At 32.5% G+C, this 26,135-nt stretch carries 26 protein-coding genes; 23 read left to right on the top strand and 3 right to left on the bottom strand.

The features are described from left to right. Window positions 1-140 precede the first annotated feature (140 nt). The 6 genes from DK442_RS16425 (at window position 141) to DK442_RS16450 (ending at window position 4,848) form a co-directional block, all read left to right on the top strand. Entirely contained in the window at window positions 141-980 is an 840-nt protein-coding gene (locus tag DK442_RS16425) for an alpha/beta fold hydrolase (protein ID WP_109436979.1), read from the top strand. After that, window positions 973-1,470, top strand: a complete 498-nt coding sequence (locus DK442_RS16430) for an RNA polymerase sigma factor (protein ID WP_109436980.1) — start codon at window positions 973-975, stop codon at window positions 1,468-1,470. Before DK442_RS16425 ends, DK442_RS16430 begins: the two co-directional genes overlap by 8 nt. Continuing rightward, window positions 1,460-2,074, top strand: a complete 615-nt coding sequence (locus DK442_RS16435; protein ID WP_109436981.1) for a hypothetical protein — start codon at window positions 1,460-1,462, stop codon at window positions 2,072-2,074. The genes DK442_RS16430 and DK442_RS16435 overlap by 11 nt, the downstream gene beginning before the upstream one ends. A gap of 115 nt (window positions 2,075-2,189) precedes the next feature. Further along, a complete protein-coding gene (locus tag DK442_RS16440; RefSeq protein ID WP_109436982.1) occupies window positions 2,190-2,648 on the top strand; it encodes a hypothetical protein in 459 nt (152 codons plus the stop codon). 99 nt (window positions 2,649-2,747) lie between these two features. Continuing rightward, window positions 2,748-3,692, top strand: a complete 945-nt coding sequence (locus tag DK442_RS16445) for a GlxA family transcriptional regulator (RefSeq protein ID WP_255412241.1) — start codon at window positions 2,748-2,750, stop codon at window positions 3,690-3,692. 88 nt (window positions 3,693-3,780) lie between these two features. After that, window positions 3,781-4,848, top strand: a complete 1,068-nt coding sequence (locus DK442_RS16450; RefSeq protein WP_109436984.1) for a DJ-1/PfpI family protein — start codon at window positions 3,781-3,783, stop codon at window positions 4,846-4,848. 384 nt (window positions 4,849-5,232) lie between these two features. On the opposite strand, the gene DK442_RS16455 is transcribed toward DK442_RS16450, so the two are convergent. Then, entirely contained in the window at window positions 5,233-5,937 is a 705-nt protein-coding gene (locus DK442_RS16455) for a hypothetical protein (RefSeq protein ID WP_160114220.1), read from the bottom strand. Between the two features lie 339 nt (window positions 5,938-6,276). Between DK442_RS16455 and DK442_RS16460 the strand changes: the two genes are divergently transcribed. The 7 genes from DK442_RS16460 to DK442_RS16490 all read left to right on the top strand — a co-directional run bounded on the left by DK442_RS16460 (window position 6,277) and on the right by DK442_RS16490 (window position 11,987). Then, window positions 6,277-6,741 (top strand): hypothetical protein, encoded by a 465-nt coding sequence (locus DK442_RS16460; RefSeq protein ID WP_109436986.1) that lies wholly within the window; start codon window positions 6,277-6,279, stop codon window positions 6,739-6,741. Between the two features lie 250 nt (window positions 6,742-6,991). Beyond that, window positions 6,992-7,822, top strand: a complete 831-nt coding sequence (locus tag DK442_RS16465; protein WP_109436987.1) for a trypsin-like serine protease — start codon at window positions 6,992-6,994, stop codon at window positions 7,820-7,822. 119 nt (window positions 7,823-7,941) lie between these two features. Further along, window positions 7,942-8,289, top strand: coding sequence for a hypothetical protein (locus DK442_RS16470; RefSeq protein ID WP_109436988.1), 348 nt, complete (start codon window positions 7,942-7,944; stop codon window positions 8,287-8,289). Window positions 8,290-8,295: 6 nt separating this feature from the next. Further along, window positions 8,296-8,709: a hypothetical protein gene (locus DK442_RS16475; protein WP_109436989.1), complete on the top strand. Its 414-nt coding sequence runs from the start codon at window positions 8,296-8,298 to the stop codon at window positions 8,707-8,709. Window positions 8,710-8,900: 191 nt separating this feature from the next. After that, complete coding sequence (locus tag DK442_RS16480) at window positions 8,901-9,905, top strand: hypothetical protein (RefSeq protein WP_109436990.1); 1,005 nt, start codon at window positions 8,901-8,903, stop codon at window positions 9,903-9,905. Window positions 9,906-10,079: 174 nt separating this feature from the next. Beyond that, window positions 10,080-10,607 carry a toxin-antitoxin system YwqK family antitoxin gene (locus tag DK442_RS16485; protein ID WP_109436991.1) on the top strand — a complete coding sequence of 176 codons (528 nt, stop codon included), beginning with the start codon at window positions 10,080-10,082 and terminating at the stop codon, window positions 10,605-10,607. A 162-nt stretch (window positions 10,608-10,769) separates the two neighbouring features. Next, complete coding sequence (locus DK442_RS16490; protein ID WP_109436992.1) at window positions 10,770-11,987, top strand: MFS transporter; 1,218 nt, start codon at window positions 10,770-10,772, stop codon at window positions 11,985-11,987. A gap of 617 nt (window positions 11,988-12,604) precedes the next feature. On the opposite strand, the gene DK442_RS16495 is transcribed toward DK442_RS16490, so the two are convergent. Beyond that, entirely contained in the window at window positions 12,605-13,222 is a 618-nt protein-coding gene (locus DK442_RS16495; RefSeq protein WP_109436993.1) for a hypothetical protein, read from the bottom strand. Between the two features lie 243 nt (window positions 13,223-13,465). After that, window positions 13,466-16,171, bottom strand: coding sequence for a leucine-rich repeat protein (locus DK442_RS16500; protein ID WP_109436994.1), 2,706 nt, complete (start codon window positions 16,169-16,171; stop codon window positions 13,466-13,468). Between the two features lie 395 nt (window positions 16,172-16,566). Between DK442_RS16500 and DK442_RS16505 the strand changes: the two genes are divergently transcribed. The 10 genes from DK442_RS16505 (at window position 16,567) to DK442_RS16550 (ending at window position 25,989) form a co-directional block, all read left to right on the top strand. Then, window positions 16,567-17,004, top strand: a complete 438-nt coding sequence (locus DK442_RS16505) for a hypothetical protein (RefSeq protein ID WP_109436995.1) — start codon at window positions 16,567-16,569, stop codon at window positions 17,002-17,004. Between the two features lie 203 nt (window positions 17,005-17,207). After that, entirely contained in the window at window positions 17,208-18,710 is a 1,503-nt protein-coding gene (locus DK442_RS16510; RefSeq protein WP_109436996.1) for a S41 family peptidase, read from the top strand. A gap of 185 nt (window positions 18,711-18,895) precedes the next feature. Next, a complete protein-coding gene (locus tag DK442_RS16515) occupies window positions 18,896-19,324 on the top strand; it encodes a hypothetical protein (protein ID WP_160114221.1) in 429 nt (142 codons plus the stop codon). Window positions 19,325-19,408: 84 nt separating this feature from the next. Then, window positions 19,409-20,539 (top strand): right-handed parallel beta-helix repeat-containing protein, encoded by a 1,131-nt coding sequence (locus DK442_RS16520; protein ID WP_109436998.1) that lies wholly within the window; start codon window positions 19,409-19,411, stop codon window positions 20,537-20,539. A gap of 145 nt (window positions 20,540-20,684) precedes the next feature. Then, window positions 20,685-21,347, top strand: coding sequence for a class I SAM-dependent methyltransferase (locus DK442_RS16525; RefSeq protein ID WP_109436999.1), 663 nt, complete (start codon window positions 20,685-20,687; stop codon window positions 21,345-21,347). Between the two features lie 191 nt (window positions 21,348-21,538). After that, a complete protein-coding gene (locus DK442_RS16530; protein ID WP_109437000.1) occupies window positions 21,539-22,087 on the top strand; it encodes a hypothetical protein in 549 nt (182 codons plus the stop codon). Between the two features lie 291 nt (window positions 22,088-22,378). After that, window positions 22,379-23,218: a class D beta-lactamase gene (gene blaOXA / locus DK442_RS16535; RefSeq protein WP_109437001.1), complete on the top strand. Its 840-nt coding sequence runs from the start codon at window positions 22,379-22,381 to the stop codon at window positions 23,216-23,218. Between the two features lie 102 nt (window positions 23,219-23,320). Then, entirely contained in the window at window positions 23,321-23,848 is a 528-nt protein-coding gene (locus DK442_RS16540; RefSeq protein WP_109437002.1) for a hypothetical protein, read from the top strand. A gap of 126 nt (window positions 23,849-23,974) precedes the next feature. Beyond that, window positions 23,975-24,778: a helix-turn-helix domain-containing protein gene (locus DK442_RS16545; protein ID WP_109437003.1), complete on the top strand. Its 804-nt coding sequence runs from the start codon at window positions 23,975-23,977 to the stop codon at window positions 24,776-24,778. Window positions 24,779-24,903: 125 nt separating this feature from the next. Beyond that, the gene (locus tag DK442_RS16550) at window positions 24,904-25,989 is read left to right on the top strand and encodes a serine hydrolase (RefSeq protein ID WP_160114222.1); all 1,086 of its coding nucleotides are present in this window, start codon (window positions 24,904-24,906) and stop codon (window positions 25,987-25,989) included. Window positions 25,990-26,135: the final 146 nt, after the last annotated feature.

A 26,135-nucleotide genomic window follows, 5' to 3' on the forward strand; every position in this document is an offset into this window, starting at 1 on the left:
ATTCTTCTTCTCCTTTTCCTTTGTAAACACAGGCTTTCACCTCTTACCGACATGTTTTCTATTTTTTTTCACTCTTGCGTGTAACAATTCATTGTGTTCTGCATCAAAGGGAAAAATAAATCTTAAAAACAATAAAAAACATGAAAACATTAAAAATCACCATTGTATTATTAGCAATCGTTAGTTTGGGATTTGGTCAAACATCAGCTTTTAAAGTTAAAGTTGTAGGAAAAGGAACTCCGGTATTATTTTTACCTGGGTTTACAACTCCCGGATCTATTTGGGAGGAGACTGTTGATCATTTAACTTCAAAAAATGAGGCTCATCTTATTTCTTATGCAGGTTTTAATGGTAATCAACCTATCCCAATGCCTTGGTATGACACCATAAAAAAAGAATTGATAACCTATATCAAAACTAAAAACCTAACTAATGTCAAAATAATCGGACATAGTATGGGAGGAAATCTAGCTACCGATCTTGCTGCAGCATTACCTGATACTATAACTCGTATGATTATCGTAGATGCAATACCCTGTATGCGTGAGCTTATGATGCCAGGAGTCCCAGAAAGTAATATACAATACGAAAGTCCTTATAATAAGCAGATGCTTGCTATGGAAGAAGCACAATTTAAACAAACTGCGACTATGATGGCTCAAAATATGACGAATAAAAAAGAAAAAGTAGATACTTTGATCCATTGGATTATGGAGGCAGATCGTAAAACCTATGTATATGGATATACCGATTTATTAAAATTAGATTTAAGAAAAGTATTAGATAAAGTGACTGCAAAGACTCTAATTTTAGGCGCATCATTCCCTACTGTAGAAATTGCAAAATCCAATTATGAAAAACAATATGCTACTTTAGCAAACAAAACGATAGAAATGGCATCAGATAGTAAACATTTCATCATGTTTGATCAACCAGAGTGGTTTTATGCACAAGTAAATGCATTCTTAACAAATGAGTAAAAAGAATCAACAGCTTTTCGAAACTGTATATCGAGAATGTTATCCTATGGTAAGACAGATGTGCCTGGGTTTTATGAAAGGAGATATTGATCTGGCTAATGATCTTTCGCAAGAAGTATTTATTAATATCTGGAATGCGCTCCTTAACTTCAAAGGACAATCCACCCATAAAACCTGGGTATATCGAATCACTGTAAACACATGCCTTCAATACATTAGAAAAGAAAAAAAGAAGAAACGATTATCTATAGATAAAATAGAACATGCATTAGTAGATGAATCTCAAAATCCAGAACCTGATCAGGAACAAGGATTATATAAAGCCATCGGACAATTAGAAGAACTTGATAGATTGATGATCATGATGGTATTAGAAGGGCAGAATTATGATGAAATATCCAATATTTTGGGTATCAAACCCACTAATGTTAGGGTAAAAATTCACAGAATAAAAAAAAGACTTAAAAAAATATTAGACCATGGAAAATGAATTTGATGAATTACAAAACAAATGGCAAAAAGGAAAAAAAGATATTGAAAATAATACTGAAATAATTAATGAAACTTTAGCCGCTATCACTACAAAGAAAAATTCTAGTGTACAGTTTCATTATGGCAACATCGCAGTATTATCTGTTACTTTAATTGGTATTGCTGCATTTTTCTACTTCCTTGCTCCTGTGCAAGAAATCTTAAGTCGAATCGGAGTCGTACTAATGATAGGAGGGTTACTAACCAGGATTGTTATAGAGTGTATTAGTGTATCAAAATCAAAGAAAATTGATATCATAGATAACGTATTAAAAACAACAAATAACACTATTGCTTTTTATAAATTTAGAAAACAAATTCATGGCCCTGTGACCATTATTATTCTTGCGTTATACACTATAGGCTTTTATATGATTACTCCAGAGTTTAGTCTGTATTTCAGTACCTGGAAAATGATTCTCATAGATGTTTCCTATATTATCGGAGCTATTATCTTTATTAGTTTTATTAGAAAAAGTATTAAAAAAGAAATTAAAACATTATTAGAAATTATTGAGTTAAGAAATAAAATGGTCGAAGAAACAGAAACAGTTTCATTATAAAAATAAGCCGCAACCTTTCATATGATCACACATCTATGGTATATAAACCAATGTGCATTTTAGATGGCAATGTCCAAAATGCACAATCAGGTTACACATCACGAATTGTTATGTTATGAAAATTTTACTTCGAATATTGTTAACAGCATTAATATGTACATCATGTAATTCTGATGATGATGGTGGCAATAGTGCAATAAGACTAGAGTTAAAAAGTGCAGCATCAATAGGCATTACTAATCCAAAATTTACCATTTTGGTCTATGGCTTTGATAATAGTTATGCAGATGTTGCGGCTACACTGATCAGTACTCAAAACTTTGAGTCTAATCAACTACCGGTAACTATAACCCTTACCATCCCTCCTAATCCAGAGTCTATGATAGACCTTAATACATCAAATAGAAATATCTCATATTATATAAATATCGAATGGGATAATGACAACAATGGAAAAATATGTAATGGAGATATTTCTATCGATTATAATACCGAAACTAATTTTATTAATCTAAATCCTCTGGTCACTCAAGAAGTATTCGTTTCAGAAATTAAGGCACTTCCCTGCGAGTAAAACAAAAAAACAAATATTAAAGAGCGTGTATATTTAGATTTTTAAACACTTTTTTGAAGATATCTTATATTTACTAAAAATCCGAGAATCAAAAATATCATTTTTGTAATACCGCCCAAAGTACATTTACTGGACATAAATGGTCCGGCGCATCTTTTTTATGAAGCCAAAGAGTATGGTGCTGATATTGATCTTCATTTTGTTTCTATAGACAATCAAAAAGAAATTCAAAGTAGCGCTGGGTTATATTTCACAAAACTTTCTTCTTTTTCTCAATTTACATTAACAAAAAATGACTTTATTTTTATCCCGGGAGTAGAGTTTCAACTCCTCTCTGATCCTGTTTTTATACAAAAAAGTGAAACATTCTTTGATTGGTTAAGAGTGCAATATAACAATGACGTTAATATTTGTTCTGTCTGTACCGGAACATTTTTACTTGCAGAATCCGGAATATTAGACGGTAATACATGTACAACACATTGGAAATATTTAACAGAATTCGAGAATAGGTTTACATCTGTAGAACTTATCAATAATCGACTTTTTGTAGTCGATAACAATTTATATTCTAGTGCAGGAGTAAGCTCTGGTATTGATCTTTCCTTATATATCCTTGAACAGCTATACGGACCAAAATTTGCCATAGACATTGCCAAAGAGGTGGTTTTATATTTTCGTCGTGGAGAATCAGATCCTCAGTTAAGTGTGTTTTTACAATATAGAAATCATTTGGATACTCGCATTCATGATGTGCAAGACTATATGATCAAACATTTACATTCTTCTTTTACACTAGAAGATTTAGCAGAAGATATACATATGAGCAGCCGCAATCTCACTCGGCTTTTTAAAAAAACTACTGGAGTAACGATTGGAGCTTACCACGAAAAACTAAGAGTAGATAAAGCAATACATCTTTTGGCAGAAGGAAATAAAGTTAGCTACGTGGCTCATCTTTGTGGATTAAAAAGTACCAATCAATTAAGGTCTTTACTAAAAAAACATCAAAACGCTTTACCCACAAGTATTACTTCTTTATAATACCTGTCCCAATACTGCGTATACTTGTCCTTCTACAAGAGTATGCAGAAGCTTAACTTTATATGCATAAATAATTAATCAAAAAACAATGTCAAAGTTAATCGTATCATTCATCTTTTTTATCAGCATATCAGTATTATCACAAACATCAGTACAGAACCCAAATAAAATTTATGTATGTCCTCCTTGTGCCAGTAGTTGTGATACTATAGAATTTAAAAAACCAGGAACTTGTACTCACTGTAACATGAAACTGATCTCAAAAGAACAATTAAAAAAAAGTACCCCTAAAAGAAAAAAAATAGCTTTCTATCTACAACCAGGAATAGAAATACTGGATTTTGCAGGACCTATGGAAGTATTTGCCTATGCCAATTTTGAAGTATTTACTGTTTCTAAAACCAAAGACCCTATTGTATCCCAAGGAATATTAAAGATACTACCCCACTATGATATTAAGGATGCCCCTCAAGCTGATATTTTAGCTTTTTTTGGAGGGAACAGCTCAACGGCTTTTAATGATGCAGAAGTAATTAATTGGATCAAGACTCAACAAAAAACTCAGTATCATTTCTCTGTATGTACAGGAGCCTTTGCTCTAGCTAAATCAGGAGTTTTAAATGGTAAAACGGCCACTACGTTTCATAGTGCATTAAACAAACTAGAAAAAGAATACCCAGAAATCAATGTTAGAAAAGATGTACGGTTTGTAGATAACGGAAAAGTAATCACTACTGCCGGTATTTCTGCGGGTATCGATGGAGCATTACATCTGGTAGCAAAACTAAGAGGTTTTAATGAAGCAAGAAAAATAGCCTATCATATGGAATATGACAAATGGACTCCTGGAGAAGGATTAATACTATCAGACGACAACCCATATGAAAAAATAAAAAACAGTAAACATTTAGAAACCTACACAGGAATATATAAATACTTAAACAACACTACAGTAGAACTAAAAATGAATACAAGAGAAAAATCACTTTATGCTGTAGTCGACGGTATGAACTATCCAATTTTTCATGTAAAGAATACTACATTTACAAATATAGCCGATCATGAAATTACTTTTATAATGGATAAAAATAAAGATATCACCGGTTTTACATCCTCAGAACACCCTAATACCCTATTTCATAAATTAAGCAAGTAATTATAATTTTAAATTATTCAACCCTTCTCATACATTAGCACTTCGTGATATAATCGATTTTCTAATGTATAAGATGAGATAACTTTTTATTGCTTCTAAAAAATAGCGAGGTCGATATACTTCCTGAGACGATTAGAAGCTTGCCAGCGATATACTTAAGCCCCCTTGTAGTCCATATAGTACTCACCGGAATATGCAAAGTAAACCCCTGCACCAAAAGCAAGTTTCCCGGCAGCGGGGACGCATCATCATCATGCCGGGAAGTATAGCCAGAGTGCCGGGAGCTATCAATCTACTGCCGGGAGGCATGAGATAGTCACCGGGAGGGGTCATCTCTATGCCGGGAAGCAGTAAACTACTGCCGGGGCGAGTGATATCAAGGGATTACCTTTTATAATACCTACTGGTATATCCTCTAAATCGCTCGGGTTGATCTTTAAACACATATTTACCCGCATCTCGCACCTCGTCTATTGCTTCTTTTAAATGTGTAAAGGCTTTATCACGCACCAATTTGGCAGAAGAGTTTTCTAGTATAGCTCCGTTAGCCTTGGCCAGCAGTTCTGCCATAGTATTAGATAAATTTGCTGCTGTATCTAGTTTGGCAAGTTTAAATTTTACCTCGTTAAGTTCTTTGGTATTACTTTTTCCCAATACACTAAGATCACTTAGATCTTGTATCATATCGGCATTGCCACTCCCATTGGCGATCTCACGTACTCGACCTAGCAAATCGGTACGTTTTCTAAACGCATATCTAAAATCGTCTAGCAGATCATCTCTAAGGTCATAAGCTTTTGGAGATTCTTCTTTCCAGGTTTTATTGGCTTCTTCCTGCCCATAGCGTTCACTAACCCATACCGATTGTGCATGACGTAATGCACCAGCACGAACAGGTAACTCCTCTGCATAGCTATCCCAGGCTAAGCCCGAGTTATTCACCAGGTCATTTTTATCATGAGTAGCCCACACATAAAGGTTTTCTGCTTCTTGCAGGACGTTATCTACCGGTATATTAGGTGTTTTTACTTCATCAGCCGGTATGGCATTAAATACAGGGAGCTTTTGTTCAAAATTGTCTTTAGACATCATTGTTGATTTTAAAATGTTATTATTAATTTAAAAACAAGGATAAGGCATACCAGTTTCATTTTTCGACACTGAGATTTTTTATAAGAAAAGTATAAGAGAGTCATTACAAGAGTCTATAAAGAAGTAATATTTGTATTAGGAACCCCATACTAACACAAATGATACTGTGTTATAGATTTCTGCGGCTAACACATCTTTCTATTATGCATGTTGATCTGGGAGTATATCGTAAGGATATGAGCTTATTTTGCTTTTTTGATGGTAACTATATTTTTAATATTTAGGATATATAGTTACCTTGGTAACTATATTCAATTGTAGTATGCAATTTGAAAAATGAAAAAACTACTACCGTTTATATTGTTAATTTCACTTTTGGGTTGCGAATCAAAAGTTAATGGAATTTTTTATATCTCAAATGGAAGTAAAGACCAATCTGAAATTCCTTTGCGATTAATTGTGGATAATGATACAATTTTTGATCAAAACGCTAAATACTCAAATATAGCACCTGATTTACAATATATAGAGGATAAAAAACTGACTAAAGGAAAACACAAAATCATTTTTGAGGTTTCAAATACAGAATTAAAGCGAATTGAAAACGTGCAATTTGATAAGGACAAATGGATTTTCCTCTCTTACGAATATAAAAAACCAGCTGATTCTCTGAAAAGAATAGAATTGGACAAAAGTTTTGGTGGAATTAAAAATGCAGACTCAATTTACTCTGACTTTTACAACGGACGAAAACCAAGTCTGAGATTTCACATAATGGAAAATGAACCGTTACATCATTAAAAAACTGCATACAACATTATATATGAAATCAGAGCAAAAGTTTAGTACTAGATCGAAAGGTCATTCCCTTTTTGCAGTGGCACTAAATTTTTATAAATTAACAAGAAATAAAAATGCGCAGATAAATCGATTGGTTCAGGCTTTCTTGCCTTGCTCCGATTCATATATTTGGCGTTGTATACAATGCTAGAAATGTAACAAACAAGAAAGTTAATCGTCATAATTTCATCAATCACTTTTAAATCCAACTATGAAAAAATTTTTGATTTTAATACCCATTCTCACACTGACCGCATTTACTTTTCCAAAAGATAGTTTAAAACTCTTTGGAATTATAAGACACGACAAAGACACTAAAAAATATATTGAACTAGGAAATAAACCAGAATATGACTGTGTTGGTCGCTATTCTGAATCCATAGAAAGCAATGATTATGCAGTTGGAATTTTAATTTCGCCCAAATGGGTTTTGACTGCATCTCATTTTGTACAGGACACATCTTTCTGGAAGTTTGGAGATAATTTTTATAAAACCAAGCGAATAATTAAACATCCCAAATTAAAACCTGGTTCTGAAGAAGCACAATGGAATGGGTGGGATATGGCATTAATAGAACTGGACAAACCCGTTTTGGATATTATCCCGGCTAAACGCTATTATGGAAACGAGGAACTTGGACAAACCATAACCAAAGTTGGATATGGATATGTAGGTAACGGAAAAGATGGAATGGACAACCCGAGAAAACAAGAAAAACTTGGAGGTCAAAACGTTATAGACGCTATTGGCGGGACATTTGAGGATAGAAAGTTCAGCACAGACGTAATGGTTTGTGACTTTGATAATCCTGATAACGCTGAATCCAATCACTTTGGTTCACCTATTCCACTGGAATTAGAAATTGGAGGCTCAAAAGGAGATAGCGGAGGAGGAATTTTCATAGAAGAAAATGGTGAAACGTATCTGGTTGGAATAGTTTCTGGGGCACTAAATCGACAAATAAAATATGGGGCCGTAATGGCTTTAGCAAGAGTTTCAACCGCAAACCAGTGGATTGACTCTGTTATTGAAAAAAAATAAAACACTGTATACAACACTGTATATGTTCAATGGCCGCTAAAAGCCAACGCTACAGCCAAGCCACTAAACATATACTAAACGTTGTGCGTCATCCCCAAAATTAATTTAAAATATACTCTATGAATGAATTTGAATTTGTTACAGATGAAGGTTTCTTTATTTGGAATACTTGTACTGTATTTCACGGATTCGTGAAATCTGGAGAAATAACAACAAATGATAGAATTAAACTAAATTCAACAGATGGTGCTATAACGGCTAAAGTGAAATTAATAGTGGTTCTTTCAACTAGAGAAATAATTAAAAAATCTATACAAAGTGAAAAAATTGCCATTGGAATAGATCGATTTGAAAAACAAGACTTAAATACATTTTGGAATAAGTACAATCCAGATTTAGATGAAATTGCTCCGAAAGTGGAAGAAATACTTAAAATCAGTTATCCTCTAGTAATTTCTAAAACATAAAAATGAATGGAAACAAATTTTGAGATAGAAGAAAACTATGCGGTTCGATTTAACGGAACGCATATTGATCTTCATAATAATTTTGACTACATCGGACTCTCTAAAAATGGAAACAATATTTCAGTTAATTTTAAAAAAACAGAAGGCGAATGGATAAAAAGTAACGAGTTTAAAAACCTAAATTTTGAATTCAAAAATGTCTCTTATGAATATTACGAAAATGGAGATCCAGAAGCTTTGAAAGAAGATACAGAAAGCCTTGGAGAAATTACATTTTTCCCAGCCAATTTCCGAGAAATAAACAATGGAATTATTCCTCAAGTCAGACCGAAAAAAAATGATGATTTAATGTTGTTTTTTGAGGATGGAAAAGTAATCCGAATCGGATGTGGAGAAATTAAGTTAACAGTGGAAAAATAAAAAACGAACGCACAACGACATATATGTGATCATAGCAGCTAAGTGATAAATCGAATGGTTATAGTATTTTTGGTAAGGCGCAATGCTTGCAGAAAGTAAAAGTTAGCAACCAATGCGCAGAAAAATCAAAAAGCAAGGTAACATTTTGCCCTGCTACGACACATATATTAAACGTTAGATATCATTAAAAAATGAAAGAAATCTTATATAAAATTAAAAGGTCTACTAAAATTTTTCCTGTTCTAAAACCCTCAACTATTCTATCTGAAGATTATTCTGACTCCCTATACCTTTTGGAATACAATACATCTGGAGGTAACCCGGCATTTGTTGTTACTTATAGTTATGATATTGAATCATTAAAAGTTACCATTAATGAAGCATCAGAAATGTTTAATAGAAATTTAACAGAGATTCAAGAAATCTCTATAAAGAATCTTAATGCTTTAAAAATTAAATTTGAATATTTTATTTCTAACCAAGAAATATTAACCGTAAATGAATGTGAATACTCTAATGAAATTTTTATGAGTGAAAAACTAATGTTAGAGGCTCATAAAAAATTAAATGCTAACGAGATATTTATATCTATAGCAAGAAAAGGAAGTATTTTTATCACGTCCAATCCTAATGAGGAATTCTTAAAATTACATTGGAATATTTGGTTTGATAATGATACTTCAAAAAATAGAATAACTAATAGAGTTTTGGTACTAGAAAAAGGGAAGTTCGTTAGTTTTCTAGATTGGGATGAGACTCATCTAGATAAAGAGACTTATTGTCGTTTATATCTTGAAGGGGAAGCTAATTTGAGAAAAGAATATGGAGAAGGAGTTTATTTTAGTAAACCACAAGTTTTAGAATATGATTCTGAAATTATTACAATTACCCCTTGGGCTAATTTTATTGGATACCCAGTGATTCTTCCTTTTTATGATTTTATAGACAAAATAATTCTTACAGCTACAGATATGTTAACGGCAAAAGATAATATTCCTACTACCACGGAAAATTTTGATCGTAATTTAAAAGATGTTGTATTGGCATTATTTGAAATTGAGCAAACTGAGGGAATTGAGGTATATGCTGATCAGGATTCACACATCCCCTTTGTTTTAATTTATGCAGGATTTGATTCTCAAAAAAGTAATAACATAGAAAAAATAATAAGAGATCTCCCAGAAAACAATATCTAACATTGTATAAAAATAATAGCGGTTTAATCGCTAAAGGAAAAGTCAAATATATAAATCAAAACAATCTGAGCAGAATAGTAAGTGCATAAAATTCCGCTACTATTCTTATACGAGACCGTTAGGTACAATATGAAACAAATATTTCTATTCACATTTATCTTTTCATGTTTTTATATGATTGCTCAAAAAAATCATATAAAACATATTTCGTTTAATGGAGAAGATTACTGGAAATATGAATCTGTAGACATTGACAACAACACTCCTTTCGCATTTCCGCCAAGCGGATATGGTCAATTTCCTGAAGACGGAAAATGGATAAGTTATTTTGAAGAAGATGCATCTAAAGTTGCTAGTATATTTGAAGTAAAAAACGGTAAGCTGGACGGAAAATCAATTCAGTTTCGTTTAGATGGAAGTAAATTAAGTGAATATAATTTCTTAAAAGGAGAACAAAATGGATACGAAAGATACTGGAACAAGAAAGGAATTTTAGTAATAGAATATCAATACGAATATAAAGATTATGAACATTTTGAATCTTCCATACGAATCGGAGAATGGAAAGATTGGAATGATAATGGAAAACTGATTAGAATTAGAAATTTTCTAGACAATAAACTACATGGAAAACAACTGGAATTCTTTAATGATGGGAAAATAAAAAAAGAGGAATTTTATGAAAAAGGAATTAAAAAATAATACTGTACTTAACAAGGTGTATGAATTAATTGCAGCGGAATTTCCTCAACGGAAATTTACTCACATTAATTATCTTTAGCAACGGCGGAAAGTACTCGCGTACTTTCTCGCAACTAATCATACACAAACCGTTGTAGGTAATGTACCAATCCAAGAAACTGAATGGAAAAAATTCAAAATCAGAAGCATACAAAAGAAACTTTTTACTATGCTTTATCACGAATGCTCGAAAGAGTATCTTATTATGGTCTTCGAGCTCTTGTAGTTCTGTACATGATTGGAGAAACGTTGAAAATGGAAAGAACAGAAGCATTAAGCGTCTATGGTTGGCTTACAGCTTCATTAGTTTTTTCTCAAATCATCGGAGCACTTTTTGGAGACTTGCTTATTGGCAATAAAAAATCAGTAATTATTGGTGGAATTATTCAAGCAATTGGAGCATTTAGTTTATGTATACCTTCAATAACTGGACTTTATCTAGGACTATTCCTTGTATCCTTAGGTAGTGGTTTTTTTACACCAAATATAATTGCTAATTATGGCAAATCGTATTTGAATAAAACTCAATTACTGGACGCTGGATTTACGATTTTTTATCTAGCTATAAATATAGGTGCATTTCTCGGTGCTTTAGTAATCGGTTATTCTGGAGAAGAATATGGATACAATTTTGGCTTTGTAATTTGTGGTTTATTGACATTACTTTCATTGATTCCGATTCTTAAAACAAAAGAAGAGGAATTTCCAGAAAAGGAGAAAACAGCAATTGGAAAGCGAATACTAACAATAGCATTGGCTTTTATATTTGTTGGACTTTTTTGGGGAGTTTATGAAATATCCAATATTCGGATTTTTGACTTACAACTTAAATTAGCTGAAATTTCAACATTAGATATCCCGAAAAGTATATGGCAATCCTTGAATTCTACTTTAACGTTACCAATTAGTATAATTGCAATTATTGTTTGGACTTACTTTTATAATTCTCAATTCTTCAAACTACTAATTGGATTCATCTTTGGGGCAATCGCATTCGGAATTATACTTTTCATTCCAGAAGTTCCAGAAGAAAAACATACATTTTATTTTATAGCATCATTGCTATTTCTAGCAATATCAGAAATACATATTGCACCAATCATTCATTCAATTTTGACAAAACATTCAAACCCAAAATATCTTGCTATTTTAATTAGTTTAGTTTTTGTTCCAACAAAAATATTTGCTCTAATTTTTGGTTTATTTCATGAGAGAATTTATGACAATCCAATTTTGGGCGTAAAATTTGGAATAATAGCAATGATTCTAGTAAGTATTGGAATAATTGGGTTTATAATAATAGATGAAAAACTACCTACAACAAGGTATAAAAACCATTAAAACGGTTTTTATACAAAACGTTGTGCGTCATTTAAACTAACCATATGAAAGTAAAGAAATTTGGATTTAGATTATCAAAAGTTAATTACATTTTTGATTTAATCATTATTGGAGTTTCAGCCTTATTTTTTAAGAAGAGATGCATAAACGAATTTAGTCTTTTAGATATCTTTTTGGCTCAATTGTAACTTCAGCGATAATACCTTTATTCTTTGCATTTATAGTTTGGTTAAAAAAAAGGAACTATTCTTATTTGTGTTACGGCTTGATGTCCGCACATTTTTATCGACCAACGGCACTCGGTAGCTACTCCGCACAGTTAGGTCACCCTTCCTCGCACAAGATGTATCGATCAGCAGTATATAGCGATGCTTCCGCACAGAGTAAAAAGAGACCCGCATACCAAGGTGAGGCGTCCACATGGCGCGGAGACCCCAACCCAGTGCGCGGGCCAGTGGTAATAAGCTTTTAAAAAATATGAGAACTTAAAAAGTATTCAATTCGGACAACCATCAACCATCAACTATGAATAGTCTCACCTACGTCGATAACGGCTTATATAACCTTTATAGCGTTCTGGATCTTTTCTAAAAGCATATTTACCCGTATCTCTAATCTCATCCTGCTTCTTTAAGGTGCGTAAACGCACGGTCACGAATGTCTTTGGCTTTAGAATTGTCTAAAGTTGTACCATTGGCTTTGGCTAATAGCTCGGCCAGGCTGTCTGATTTTTGCTCAGCAAGATCAAAGCGGGATAGGTCATATTTAATTGCATCAAACTCGGCAAGATTTCCTTTTCCTAGCACGCTAATATCCATAAGGTCTTGGATCATATCGGCATTGCCATCGCCTCCTGCAATAGTGCGTACTCGTCCTAATAGATCTGGACGTTTTCTAAACGCAAAGCGCATATCAGCCAACAGATCGTTTCTAAACTCATAAGCTTTGGGCGATTCTTCTTTCCAGGCCTTGGCAGCTTCTTCCTGGCTATAGCGCTCTTTGTTCCAAATGGCTTGCGCATATCGGCACGCTCCGGTACGTATTGGTAGATCTATTACATATTTGCTCCAATCCAATCCTATACTAACTAGTACTTGTTTATCTTCTTGCGCCCAAACAAATAGGTCTTCGGCTTCTTGTGTAGTGACATCTACGGGTTGTGATGGTGCTTTAACTAATTCTTGTGGTATGTTTTCTAATTCGGTTAATTTCTTTTCAAAATTTTGTTTGGACATATGTATTATTTATGGTTTATAATTTATATAAGTTGTGAGGGGGCATTTTTTGGAAATAAGGAGTAACTCTCCCTTCGACTACCACTTCGACAAGCTCAGTGCAGCGGCTCAGGGTTCGAGGCGAGGGTTGAGCGGAGTCGAAACCCGGGATAATGCTTAGTACTACTTACCCTTCGAGAGCCTCAGGGTTCGGATACGAGGGCTGAGGCTCTCGAAGCCCGGTTATTTGGAGAAACAAAAACATCAATAATTAACATAGATCATTTTTGCTTCGTGGTCCAACCCAGGTTCATTATAGTCGATTACACATACATAGGAGCCCACGGGTACCATACTGCCATTATAAGTACCATCCCAGGCATCACTGGGTCCTCCGTAATGGGCACTGAATAACAAGCGTTGGTTCAGGTCGTATATCTTGACCACGTTGTTCTTGTATTTTTCAAGATCTTCGATCACTAAGGTATCGGCAATGCCATCGGCGTTGGGTGAAAACCCTCTATTAAAATCCGCAATAGGCTGGGAAAGGATACTTTCCGTTGATATTGATATAGATCTAAAGCCGCCCCAACCATTATCTTTATAAGCTTGTATTCTACCTGTGGGTACCACAAGGTCAATTTGGTGTCGATTTGCATTGGCGAAGGCAGTGGCATCGAGTGCTGGTGGATCATTGGCTTCTACCGTTACCAAGCTAAGGTCAGGATTGTTATAAAAAGCGTGGCTATCTATACGTTCCACACTGTTCGGTATAGCAATAGCTGTCAATTGGTTGTTACCGAACGCTAGTTCTCCGATACTGATTACAGCGGATGGAATCTCAATACTAGCCAGTTCTTTATTTTGAAAAGCATTTTCTTTGATAGCGGTCACTATATAGGGCTCTTCACTATGATCCACTGTTTCAGGAATACTCACGTCTTTGGCCATGCCAATATAGTCCACCACCATAACTTCAGTTCGAGAGGTAATTCCGTATTTTATGTCATCCACGGTAAAGATTCCGTTGCTGATGGATCTGAACCCGTGCCACCCATTATCTAAATACTCCTGTTTCTTGCCAGTGGGTATAACAAGGTCTATTTGGTCACGATTTGGATTTGTAAATGTATCCTCATGGAGCGATGGAGGATCGTTAGCCTCCACTGTCATCAAGTGAAGGTCTGGGTTATTCTGAAAAGCATACAAATCAATGTTTTTCAGACTACCTGATATGGTTACCTCTGTCAATTGGTTGTCGAAAAAGGCTTGGTAACCAATATGTTCCACATTTGACGGTATAGTAATCTTTGTTAGTTTATTTCGGGAAAAGATCCACTGTTCAATCCTGGTCACACCATCGGGTATGATGACCTCCGTCAATTCGTTATGTCCAAATGCCCGTTGCCCGATACTGGTCACACTTTCTGAAATCTCAACACCGCTCAATTGGTTTTGCCAAAATGCATCTTTCCCAATACTTTTAACATTGCCTGGTATGTCTACCTCGGTTAATTGATTATATGCAAAAGCAGACTCTCCTATATAGGTCACACCATCAGGTATATCAACATGGGTCAATTGGTTGTCTGCAAAAGCACCTTCTCCAATCTTGGTAACACTTTCGGGAATTTGTACGGTGTTTAATGTTCTGTCAACTGGTTCCGGTTCATCCGTAAAACTCCTTGAATCTGTATTCCGCATAGCATTATCCCCTATAGCCGTGACCGTATATATATTGTCATTCTCACTGTTTGGGAGGTAATGGACTTCTGAGGGGATTTCTACATGACCTCCGGTAGGAACTCCGCTAAGGCCTATATAATTTTTGAGCTTTACTTCATTGGGGGATGTCGATGTGACTTCCCATATAAAGCCACTATTATTGTGTTCTTGTCCAATGAGCGAAAAGATGTCATTAAAACCTGTCCACCCTGCATCTTTATAAGCTTGCACCCTGCCCTTGGGCACGATCACCTTTATTTTGTCGTGACGTTGTGGATACTCAAAGGCATCTGCATCTAGCATTGGTGGATCTGTGGAATTCAATGTCACCCGATTAAGGTCTGGCGAATGAAAGGCCTGAAACCCGATTCTTTTTACATTGCCTTGTATGATAACCGTTAGCAACGCACCTATGCCACGAAAAGCTCCATCTCCTATAGCGGTCACTGGATAGGTACTCCCATCAATCTCCACCGTTGGAGGAATGGTCATATTAAAGCCTACACCACCTGCATTACCAATCACCGTTACTTCGTTTGGAGTGTTAATAATTCCGTACCTAACGCCATCCAAGTTGGTGACTCCGGAGGTAATATTCTCGAACCCTAAGTCCTTCCAGCCTGCATCTTCATAAGCCTGTATACTAACAAAGGGCACCACAAGATCCATTTTTATAAAGCTCGGGCCGAGAGGATGGCCAAAGGCTGTTTCATCAATTTCTGGTGGTGGATTGCGATAGGACCTCACAATGGGAATGTTTTGACTTCCAAAAAAAGCCCCAGGCCCAATATATTCCACATTGGCTGGTATCGTCAGCTCTTCTATACTGTTTCCAGAAAAGCCCCACCTTCTTATATGAGTGACACTGTTCGGTATTTCTACCTCGGTCAATTTATTGTTGGTAAAAGCCCCAAGTCCAATAGTGGTCACTGTGTTGGGTATGGTGACATGGGTCAGTCCCTTTCCGATAAAAGGTCGAATAACACTCCCCTGAAAAGTATCGGTATCTTCACCAATGAGGGTCACTGTGTAGGTTTCACCATCATGAAGGACCGTTCCGGGGATGTCCACCTCTGTGGCCGAACCCTCATAAACCACAATCCTAATTTCGGGTGTAGTGATTGAAGTAATTTCATATTTAATAGCATCAACCGTAAATTGATCCCCTACATTTTGGCCATATCCAGCCAGGCTCATCCATACCATAATAATGGTGGATATTATTAATTGTACTTGATTTTTCATGTTAGAAGGTTTTTTAGTATGAACTTTTGAATATTATTTTATAACAAAAAACCTTTACAAAAAGAAAGTACCCAACAATTAGTGCCCAACCACGTTAAAAACGGGATGTTATATGATGTTTTGGGGACAATGGGAATCTAGCAATCCCCTTTGGTGGGCTAACATTAGGCTTTAGAAGCTAAAATTTAGGCAAGATGGTTCGAACTTTAGTCTATCAAAGTTTAAGATTGAATATTTTTGAGTTCTTAGGGTAACATTTATGGGTTTACAAGCACTTACAATTAGTTACAAACAATTACAACTCCATGTAGGAGAAATATAGTTACCTTTAGTAACTATATACATACGGTTGTCTACAATGCAAAAAAAGATTTCCTAACTTAACTATTAACCAATTGGAAAATTCAAAAAACTACAAAGAACTTGCCGAAATAATTGTAAGGAAACTAAGAGACGAAAATTTTGAGACCTTTTCAAAAAGTATGGATTTTGCAAAATCTATATCTTCTGAGAAATATTGGAAAAAACCTCGAAATCCAAACTTAGATAAAGAATTGCAAAAATTACAGGATGAAAGATTTGATTTTTTAAATCGCTTAAGTCAAAAGGATTCTGAAATTTTAAAGCGAATAATTCTAAGTGTTTTAGACTCAAGCGCATTTAACTTTTTACGTGAAATTGAGGAGAACCTGGAAGAAAATGAAAGTATTGGACTCACAATAAATGGTGAAAAAGTTGAAAACATTACAACGGAATTATTTTCGGGAACTTTATTTGGTGAATATTTCTTGTGGTTGGAAAAGAATAGCAAGTATGGTGAGTTTCAAAATTAAAAAACACTGTAGACAACAACATATATGTGATCATAGGAACTAAGTAATCAACCGATTGGTTATTGTATATTTATGAAGGCGCAATGCTTGCAGGAAGTAAAAGTTAGCAATCAATGCGTAGAAAAACCAGAAAACAGGGTTACAATTTGCTCTGCTACGACATATATACTAAACGTTAGGCACAATTTAAACCAACATTGTCAATGAAATTAAACATCATAGTTCTATTATTAATTTTCACAACATTCTGCAATGCCCAAAATAAAACGGAATACATATCAAAAAGTGAAATTGAAAATGATTTAAAATTTCTTGACAGCATCTTTAAGAATCAATCTTCATATCAAGGACTAAATGGATTTGATTACCAATTAGATTTTGATAAATTTTTAAAGCAAATTGATGGAATAAAAATTACTGAATCCGAATTTGGTCTGTTCTTATCTAAAACTATTGGACAAATTGGAGATAGACATTCATATATAAAAGGCTATGATTTACCCGAAACCCTTTATTTTCAAATTTCTTTTGCGCCCTACAAAAACAGAGTTTTAGTTCTCGATTATAATAAAACTAATAAAAAATATGCATTTTGGAATTCAGATTTCCCCTATCTAAAATCTATCAATCATATTCCGATAGAGGAAATTTTATCAAAAACCCTTCCTAACGAAAAACTTGCACCAAAAAAATCATACTTACTTCGAGCAGTAAGAGAATTGAGAGATATAGAAACTGTTTTTAGCATATTGAATATTGAAATACCTAATCCACTGCCTATAACACTAACAAATGAAAAAGGAATTGAGAAACAATTAAATGTTAAATTAGCAACGGATGACAATAAGGGATATTTATGGGACGAGCGATTTCATAAAAATAACTTCTACTTTTCTTATAAGAAGGAAAAGCTCAAAGACAAAGAGATTATCAAACAATTTTTTTCTACAGAAGACAATATCGGATATATTCAGATTGTCGATATGCTTGGAAAAGACGACAGCCCATTATTTTTTGAGTTTCTCAATAATTTTATGCAAAAAGCAAAAGAAACTGATGCTCTAATTATTGATGTACGAGATAATGGTGGTGGTACACGTGATTTAATTCAAGAATTAGCTGGTTATTTTATTCATCCTGATTCTATTTATGTTGTTAACACAACCAGACAAAGAGGAAAATTACCATTAAGCATAGAGCTTAAAGAAAGACTTCATAGTCGTTATTTATACTCAAAAGATGAATTAAATATTATAGAGCAAAATGCAGTTGACAAGTTTATGACTTCATTTGAGCCAATGTATGATTTAAGTACGGAAAAATTCAGCGAATATTACTACTATGTTCTGAACGGTCAAAAAATTACTAAAGACAAATATCATTACGATAAGCCAATCTATATACTTGCAAATGAAAGAAGTTTTAGTGCAGCTTCTGTTTTAGTTTCTGTGTTTAAAGATTTACCAAACATAAAAACAGTTGGAGTAAACACAGATGGTTCGAGTGGCAACAGTCAGAGATTTGAACTACCAAATTCAGGGCTTCGTGGAAAAATAAGTACAATGGTTTCTTTTCAAAAGAATGGTAAAATATTAGATGGTATTGGAACAGAGCCAGACATAAAAATCAAAAGAAGTTTAGAACAAATTTTCATAAAAGAAGATTATCAATTGAATAGACTAATTGAAATAATAAAAACGGAATAGAAACTGTGCCTAACATTGTATAAAAATAATAGCGGTTAAGTCGCTAAAACGAAAATGAATTTTATAAATCAATTAACAGTAATAAACAGAAAAGTAAGTGCATAAAATCCGCTACTATTCTTATATTAGACCGTTAGGAGCAATTTGAAAAAATGAATTTCGAAAACACCATTAAAAATCTAAAATTGGAAAAGAACAATTCTATTGCTCAAGAATGTTTGAATGAAATGCTCAGTAGACAAGTTCTTTTTAATCCAGGATTTGAACAAGAAAAAGAACAATTAACTAGTCTATATGACTTAAGGTTAAATATGGCAAAAGATATAAATAAGGATAAGTTTAAAGAAGATGAGATATCTAATTGGGAATCTGCCGTAGAAAACTTAAAGAAGAGTGCTGCTAAAAAGTTAGTGTTGAATTGGGTTACTTCTGAATTCAAGCATTTTATGATATTTTGGGATTATGATTCTGAAAGACTTGCTGGAATTTTCTACTTATACCCCAAGAGTTCTATTAAAGAACAGGAAGAATATAATTCGGATATTATAAAGCGGGGATTTAGTGTAAGTTCATTAAAATATGACTCTGGACAAATGATAAAAAAATGGAAATAAAAACAGCTAATAACACTGTATAACAAATCATAGCCGCCTTCGGCAGGCTACAATTGTTATACTAAACGTTAGCAAATATTCAAAATGAAAAAATACTTTATAATAATTACATTATTTACTTCTCTCTATACCTATTCATTTAACAAACAAGTTACAGTACATAATGTGAAAGAGTTTTTTAAAGCGTTGGATAACAACACTGAAATTATCGTTGAATGTGAAACATTAAACTTTACTAGAGAAAATTTAGAAGTTGAATTAGACATTAAGAATTTCTACGAACACTGGACAGATGACGAACCTTATAAATCAATACCTAAAAGCTATTATATAGCCTCAGGAATAATATTAAATGGATATGAAAATTTAACCATTAGAAGTGTGGAACACACGAATATTATATCAAATAATGAAGCTGATAGAATTTTAACTTTCAAGAACTGTAAAAGAATTACACTAGAAGGCTTTTCGATTTATCACACACCAGCAACATGTAATGGTGCCGTACTATCCATACTATTATCCAACAATGTATTCGTAAATAATTGTAATCTAAATGGGAGTGGAGGTATTGGAGCTAATTTAATAGGGGCTGATAATATAACATTCAACAATGTTCAAATTTTCAACAATGTTTTTTACGGTATTTATGCTGTGAATACAACTAATACTATGTTTAAAGATTGTGATATTTATGACAACCATGACTGGGGTGAGTCGCTTATTTATTCAGACAGAAGTAACCTAACATTAAAGAATTGTAGCATAAACAATAATCAGTCAAAAAAACTGGTTTATTCTTTTTTAAAGGGTTATTCATACATCAATTTTAAAAACTGCATAATTGAAGAAAACACCTTTGGTTATGATAACAAAAATTATATTAATGTTAGTTCTAACAAAGAAGAACATAAAAAGACATTGGAATTATTTATGAAGTACTTACAACAAGAGTTAGGTAGCGACCATGACAATCACAATAATGAATTTATAAGTTTTTTCATAAAGAACTATAAAATCGTACATAAAAATGGAACAAGTTTTGATAATTTTCTTTCCTTCTATTACGGATTAAAGAAGAAGCAGATCAAAACAAGTGGTTTTAAGGTTGTAAATAATAACAACGTTATTGTAAATAAAGATAAAGGAGATACGGAAGTATGGCATTTTTATTTCACTAGAAAAAACAAAATAAAAAAAATTGATATTAAATAACATTAGTGAACAATGTATATAAAAAATAGGCGAATTAGCAATGAATTCAAGGGTTTTGACCTATATCAAACTTGTTCTTAATCAAAAGTTCCGAACTTTAAAATCGCCTACTTTTCATATACTGAACGTTAGCTAAAATTGCAAAATGAAACTTACTCAAGACGAATTAAAAGGAATTGAAAAGCAATTATCAAACCCAGAAGGAGAATTTGGAATTGAAATTGCTAAAAATATGAATGAGTCTAATATTCAAATGACTATTGACTCAATTAAATCCTTGAAATTACTTAAATCTGATTTTTTATTAGAAATTGGTCACGGTAATTGTGGACATCTTGAAAAAATATACCGTGACACAAATGGAGTTAAATATTTCGGGTTAGAAATATCCGAAACAATGAAATATGAAGCTGAAAGAATAAATAAAAAGTTATTACAAAATAACCAGATTAGTTTTTATTTGTATGACGGAATTAAAATACCTTTTCCTGACAATTATTTTGATAAAATATTCACAGTTAACACAATTTATTTTTGGGAAAACCCATTAGATTTTATAATTGAAATCTATAGAGTATTAAAAACAAATGGAATATTGATTTTGACATTTGCTCAAAAGGATTTCATGAAAAAGCTTCCTTTTGTTAAGGATAAATTTAGTCTTTATGACAATAATGACTTAAAATTACTCATCAAAAAAACAGGATTTAATATAATCGAAACTGAAAATATGTCTGAAAAAATAAAAAGTAAGTCAGGAGAATTAGTCGAAAGAATTTATTCTGTAGTGAAAATTAAAAAACTGTAGCTAACAATGTATAAAAAACATAGGGCATTTGTACTACCTCCAAAGTTCTGTGTTTATTTACATAGCCCGCTAAATATAAATTTAGCATTTAAACAGAAAATAAAAGCAAAACATTTATATTTAGCTAAGTATTAAACCTGAAATGTAATGCTTATCTTCTACCCTACCATTCATATACAAAAGGCGTTATAATGCATTTGAAAAAAACATCCATATTATCTATTACATTTTTGATTTTAGGATTATTCCTAATTTCAAGTTGTGCTATTTTTCAATCTAAGTATATTGAGATTGAAGAAGAAAACGGTGAATGCTATAATAAATATCAGTATGAAATAATAGAAAATAAACTCATAGAAGTAGACAATTCTGAATTTAATAATTTAACATTTAAGATAGTTGATTCAGAAAGACCTCAATCTGAACCAGAAATTTTTCCAAATGCCATCAAACTTGAAAGTCAATTAGCTAAATATGAAATTATATTTGATTTTCAACTACCTATTTCTGTAAAAAATAACACGTATGATATCTTTGTACAAGATTTCGTTCAAAGCTTTGAATCAAATGGAGATTTGGGTGAATATAAAAAAATAGGAACTATTGAATTAGGAAAAGGAGGAAAAAGAGAAATCACAATTAACAGTAAAGCAATATCTACAGGATGTATAAGCTATACTACAAAAAGAAAAGTATTACGAAGTGATCTGGATAAAACTAAAAGGCAAGTAAAAAATTAATTATATGAATTTTCATGTTTTCATTAATTAACGAACGAACCTATAGATAAAAACGCTAAATAAAGACAGATATAAAAGCACATTACAACAAAAGCTATAATTAATACCGGGTTTAGTACTTAATCCAAAGTTTAGTGTACTTTTATAATGTCCGCCAAATCTTTTGATTTGGCTTGAAATAGAAAAAATTAAAACAAAATAAAAAGTTTTGGATAAATGCTTAATCGGAAATTAATCGCTTATTAATGCCTGCACTAATCATAGCCGAGACGTTAGCAACAATATAAAAAAATGAAGATAACCACATTGACACTTCTGTTACTTCTATGTTTCTCTTGTAAAGACAGAAGTCAAATTGCAAAGACTGAAACACAAAAACCTGATAATAATAAAATAGTAAAACCTGAATTTCAGTCAATTATTGATTCTTCTGATGTTAAAGGTTCAATATTAATTTACGATTTAAACAAGGCCATATACTATTCAAATGACTTTGAATGGTCAAATAAGGGGAATTTACCAGCATCTACATTCAAAATCGTAAATTCAATTATCGGACTTGAAACTGGCGTGATTGAAAATGATAGTATCATATTTAAATGGGACGGGGAAAAGAAATGGTTAAAAAATTGGGAACAAGATTTAATTCTTAGAGATGCTTTTCAATTTTCTTGTGTTCATTGTTATCAAGAAGTTGCAAGAAAAGTCGGTTCAAAAAAAATGAATGATTATGTATCAAAACTTAACTATGGAAATCTAGAAATTGACTCTACCAACATCGATAAATTTTGGTTAGAAGGAGAATCAAGAATAAGTCAAATGGAACAAATTGACTTTCTGAAAAGGCTCTACAACTTTGAACTTCCTATTTCCAAAAGAACTGAGAGTATAATGCGAAATATTATGCTCATTGAAGAAACTGACCAATATAAACTTAGTGGAAAATCTGGTTTATCAAATAATAACGGAAAATACAATGGTTGGTTTGTTGGGTTTGTTGAATTTAAAAACAATACATACTTATTTGCCACAAATCTGGAGCCTAAAAAAGAGTTTGATATTGACTCTTTTATTGAAAAAAGGTTGGATTTAACTCTTCTCGGTCTTAGAAAATTGAATGTTCTGAAATAAATACTGGTGCTAACAATGACTATAGTTAATACGGGTTTTGGTGCTTAACCTAAAAGTTTAGAGCTTTTTAATAAAACCGCAAAATCATAGATTAAAGATCAAATGACTTTTAACAATCTACATATAAAAATATTAACAATTTTGATGTTGATTTTCCTTCTTCAACCTGCATTATCGCAAGATTTGAGTAAAGAAACTCTTGAAAAGATATATGACGGAGGAAAATCGTTTACAACGCCTCTTAAACAAGGGCGAATTGAATCTTTGAAGAATGCAAATCCACCAAAAGATACTTGGTTGTATTCAAAATTAGAAGAATATAAAAACCAACTGGGTTCCGACAATATCATATATGGCGAAATACTAATGCCAAGTGCTGATGAAAAATTTTACTCTTATAATCTTTTTGCATATGACAAAAAAAAGAACTTCTATTATTTTGTAGCAATTGTATCATTTGAAATTATAAATGATAATGCGAAAATGAAAAATCAATACTTGTTCACGGAGAAGAAGAGTTTGAAAAATTGGTGGCTTAAAACTTTTGGGTTTTATGAAAGTAAATTAATTAAAAAAATACCTGAAAAACATCTTTTTAAGACTTGTCCACCACCACCATTTAAAGATTGAATATATAACTGAATAAAAACGACACCACAACAATGGGTATATTGCATAGCTTCCTAACATCAGCTACGACAACATACCCGAGACGTTGTATGCAATTTATGCCTAGTCCTAAGTAAAGAACAATATATGAACGTATTAAAAGCATATCCTACTAAAACATTAAAAGATATCTTTAAGTCTTATCATTTTTGCTCAATTGAACAACAAGAATTACAAAAAAACACAGGAATAGTTATTGAAGACGGTTTATTTGAATTTTCTTTTGTTAAAGAAAAAGACATACTCATTAAGCACAATAGTGCAGAAATAGAATTACCACAAGCCTTTGGATTTGGTAAATTACCTAAACCATATAAATTAATAATACCATCAACGTTGACTTATTTTACAATTAAGCTTCAACCTTGGGTATCTTCATTTTTTTTTCCTAAGGGTATTGCATCAATAACTGATTTATCAGAAACACTGTATTCAGATATTTATAGTCTTCATTGTGAAATCTTTAATTCTAATAGTTTTGAAGAACAGATTAAACACGCAGAACTTTTTTTCAGTAAGCAAATACTGCCAGATGTAGCCAACACAAAAATTAGCAGATATATTTGTAATTATATCTATCAAAACAATGGGAATGTTATTATTAGAGATATGCTTTCTCAATTTTCATATTCTAGACAAAAAATAAACCAGTTGTTTTTTGACCAAACTAACAATTCAATTAAAGAATTTGCATTGTATACAAGATTACGGGCGATAATGACTTACCGTACAAATAATCCTCAAGAATCTTTAACCAATATAACTTATAAATTCGGTTATTTTGATCAATCCCATTTTATAAAGGATATGAAAAAAATTACTGGTGTTACACCGTCAAAATTTTCTAAAAGTAAGAACTTCTTTTACGAGCAACTAAAAATAGTCCGGTAACATTTTTTACAATTTCATAATCATTTGACTATTTATTTTTGAATGCGGATTTATACAGTCGTAAATACGTAAACACTATACAACGGTGTTTTAAAAAAATTCATTAATATAAAAACATTGGAAATTTGAATATCTCTGTAATTACCAAGCAAGCTTCTTTCTTTCTACTATTTGCTTGTTGTCAAAATACTATTGCGCAAAACATAAAAGTTCTTGTCGATAGCATTGCCAAAGTACACTTTCAGGACAGTGCTAATGTAGGATTGAGTATTGGAATTATTGAAAATGATTCTATAAGAGAATATTATTATGGTGGAAAATACGTTCATAATCTAAAAGATATTGATAGTGCCACGCTCTTTGAAATCGGCTCTGTAACTAAACTTTACACATCCTTCATTTTAGCTTCACTTGAGACTGAAAATAAGATTAGTCGTTTTGATCTTTTATCGAAATATTTACCACAGGGAGTTACTGATGATAAATTATGGGGCTCTAAAGTTCGGTTAGTGGATTTGGCCACTCACACCTCTGGACTTCCACAATTTGAAAGTACAAAAAGTTTAATCGGTATTGAAGGATTCGATGAAAATGATCCTTATGGATTGTTCACAGAAGATTTTATGTTAGATATTTTGAAAAAAACAGATACGTTAAATAACTATGGAAAAATAAGATATTCTAACTTTGGGATTGGGCTTTTAGGTTATGCAATGGCAAAATCTCAAAACACAAGTTTTTCTGATTTATTTATGAAATATATTGTCAAAAACCAAGGTCTGGAATCGACTTATTTAAGTGTTCCAGAAAGGTATTTAACCGATATTGCTATCCCACACAGAAAATTAGAAAAAATGCCATTAATTCATTTGGCAGGAATGAGTCCTTCAGGTAGTATTAAAACTTCTATGCCGGACTTATTAAGTTTTCTAGATATACATTTAAAAAAGCCTGTGGCTATAAAAAACACCGTAGAACTTGTTCTTGAAAATCAATTAAAAAACAATGAACAAGCAGTAGGTTTGGGTTGGGGTATCCATACCATCCAAAACGAAACTATGTATTTTCACAATGGAGGAACATATGGTAGTTCAAGTATTGTTCTTATTGTTCCTTCAAAAATGATTGGTGTTGCTATTTTATCCAATAATAGTTCTGAAGGTCAATTAACATCATTTATTTTAAAGCTTATCAATAAATTAATTGATTAAAATTTGAAAAACTGCATCCAACAAAGAACTGAGTTAAAAAGCAAGTCTTTTTAGTTTAATCTTGAAATATAATTTTCATCATAAGGCAATCCACTTTTTGCTATTGCAAAAGCCTGTTTCAATAACTTATTTGATACTGCAATCGA

It is taken from the genome of Aquimarina sp. AU119 (assembly GCF_900312735.1).
Classification (GTDB): Bacteria; Bacteroidota; Bacteroidia; order Flavobacteriales; family Flavobacteriaceae; genus Aquimarina; species Aquimarina algiphila.

Bases quoted from the DNA above. Each gene is read 5' to 3' on its own strand.
- DK442_RS16545 (WP_109437003.1), top strand. From the start codon at position 23,975: ATGAACGTATTAAAAGCATATCCTACTAAAACATTAAAAGATATCTTT.
- blaOXA (WP_109437001.1), top strand. From the start codon at position 22,379: ATGAAGATAACCACATTGACACTTCTGTTACTTCTATGTTTCTCTTGT.
- DK442_RS16475 (WP_109436989.1), top strand. From the start codon at position 8,296: ATGGAAACAAATTTTGAGATAGAAGAAAACTATGCGGTTCGATTTAAC.
- DK442_RS16455 (WP_160114220.1), bottom strand. From the start codon at position 5,937: ATGTCTAAAGACAATTTTGAACAAAAGCTCCCTGTATTTAATGCCATA.
- DK442_RS16500 (WP_109436994.1), bottom strand. From the start codon at position 16,171: ATGAAAAATCAAGTACAATTAATAATATCCACCATTATTATGGTATGG.
- DK442_RS16460 (WP_109436986.1), top strand. From the start codon at position 6,277: ATGAAAAAACTACTACCGTTTATATTGTTAATTTCACTTTTGGGTTGC.
- DK442_RS16425 (WP_109436979.1), top strand. From the start codon at position 141: ATGAAAACATTAAAAATCACCATTGTATTATTAGCAATCGTTAGTTTG.
- DK442_RS16450 (WP_109436984.1), top strand. From the start codon at position 3,781: ATGTCAAAGTTAATCGTATCATTCATCTTTTTTATCAGCATATCAGTA.
- DK442_RS16480 (WP_109436990.1), top strand. From the start codon at position 8,901: ATGAAAGAAATCTTATATAAAATTAAAAGGTCTACTAAAATTTTTCCT.
- DK442_RS16510 (WP_109436996.1), top strand. From the start codon at position 17,208: ATGAAATTAAACATCATAGTTCTATTATTAATTTTCACAACATTCTGC.
- DK442_RS16465 (WP_109436987.1), top strand. From the start codon at position 6,992: ATGAAAAAATTTTTGATTTTAATACCCATTCTCACACTGACCGCATTT.
- DK442_RS16530 (WP_109437000.1), top strand. From the start codon at position 21,539: ATGCATTTGAAAAAAACATCCATATTATCTATTACATTTTTGATTTTA.
- DK442_RS16520 (WP_109436998.1), top strand. From the start codon at position 19,409: ATGAAAAAATACTTTATAATAATTACATTATTTACTTCTCTCTATACC.
- DK442_RS16540 (WP_109437002.1), top strand. From the start codon at position 23,321: ATGACTTTTAACAATCTACATATAAAAATATTAACAATTTTGATGTTG.
- DK442_RS16490 (WP_109436992.1), top strand. From the start codon at position 10,770: ATGGAAAAAATTCAAAATCAGAAGCATACAAAAGAAACTTTTTACTAT.
- DK442_RS16485 (WP_109436991.1), top strand. From the start codon at position 10,080: ATGATTGCTCAAAAAAATCATATAAAACATATTTCGTTTAATGGAGAA.
- DK442_RS16525 (WP_109436999.1), top strand. From the start codon at position 20,685: ATGAAACTTACTCAAGACGAATTAAAAGGAATTGAAAAGCAATTATCA.
- DK442_RS16440 (WP_109436982.1), top strand. From the start codon at position 2,190: ATGAAAATTTTACTTCGAATATTGTTAACAGCATTAATATGTACATCA.
- DK442_RS16435 (WP_109436981.1), top strand. From the start codon at position 1,460: ATGGAAAATGAATTTGATGAATTACAAAACAAATGGCAAAAAGGAAAA.
- DK442_RS16495 (WP_109436993.1), bottom strand. From the start codon at position 13,222: ATGTCCAAACAAAATTTTGAAAAGAAATTAACCGAATTAGAAAACATA.
- DK442_RS16470 (WP_109436988.1), top strand. From the start codon at position 7,942: ATGAATGAATTTGAATTTGTTACAGATGAAGGTTTCTTTATTTGGAAT.
- DK442_RS16430 (WP_109436980.1), top strand. From the start codon at position 973: ATGAGTAAAAAGAATCAACAGCTTTTCGAAACTGTATATCGAGAATGT.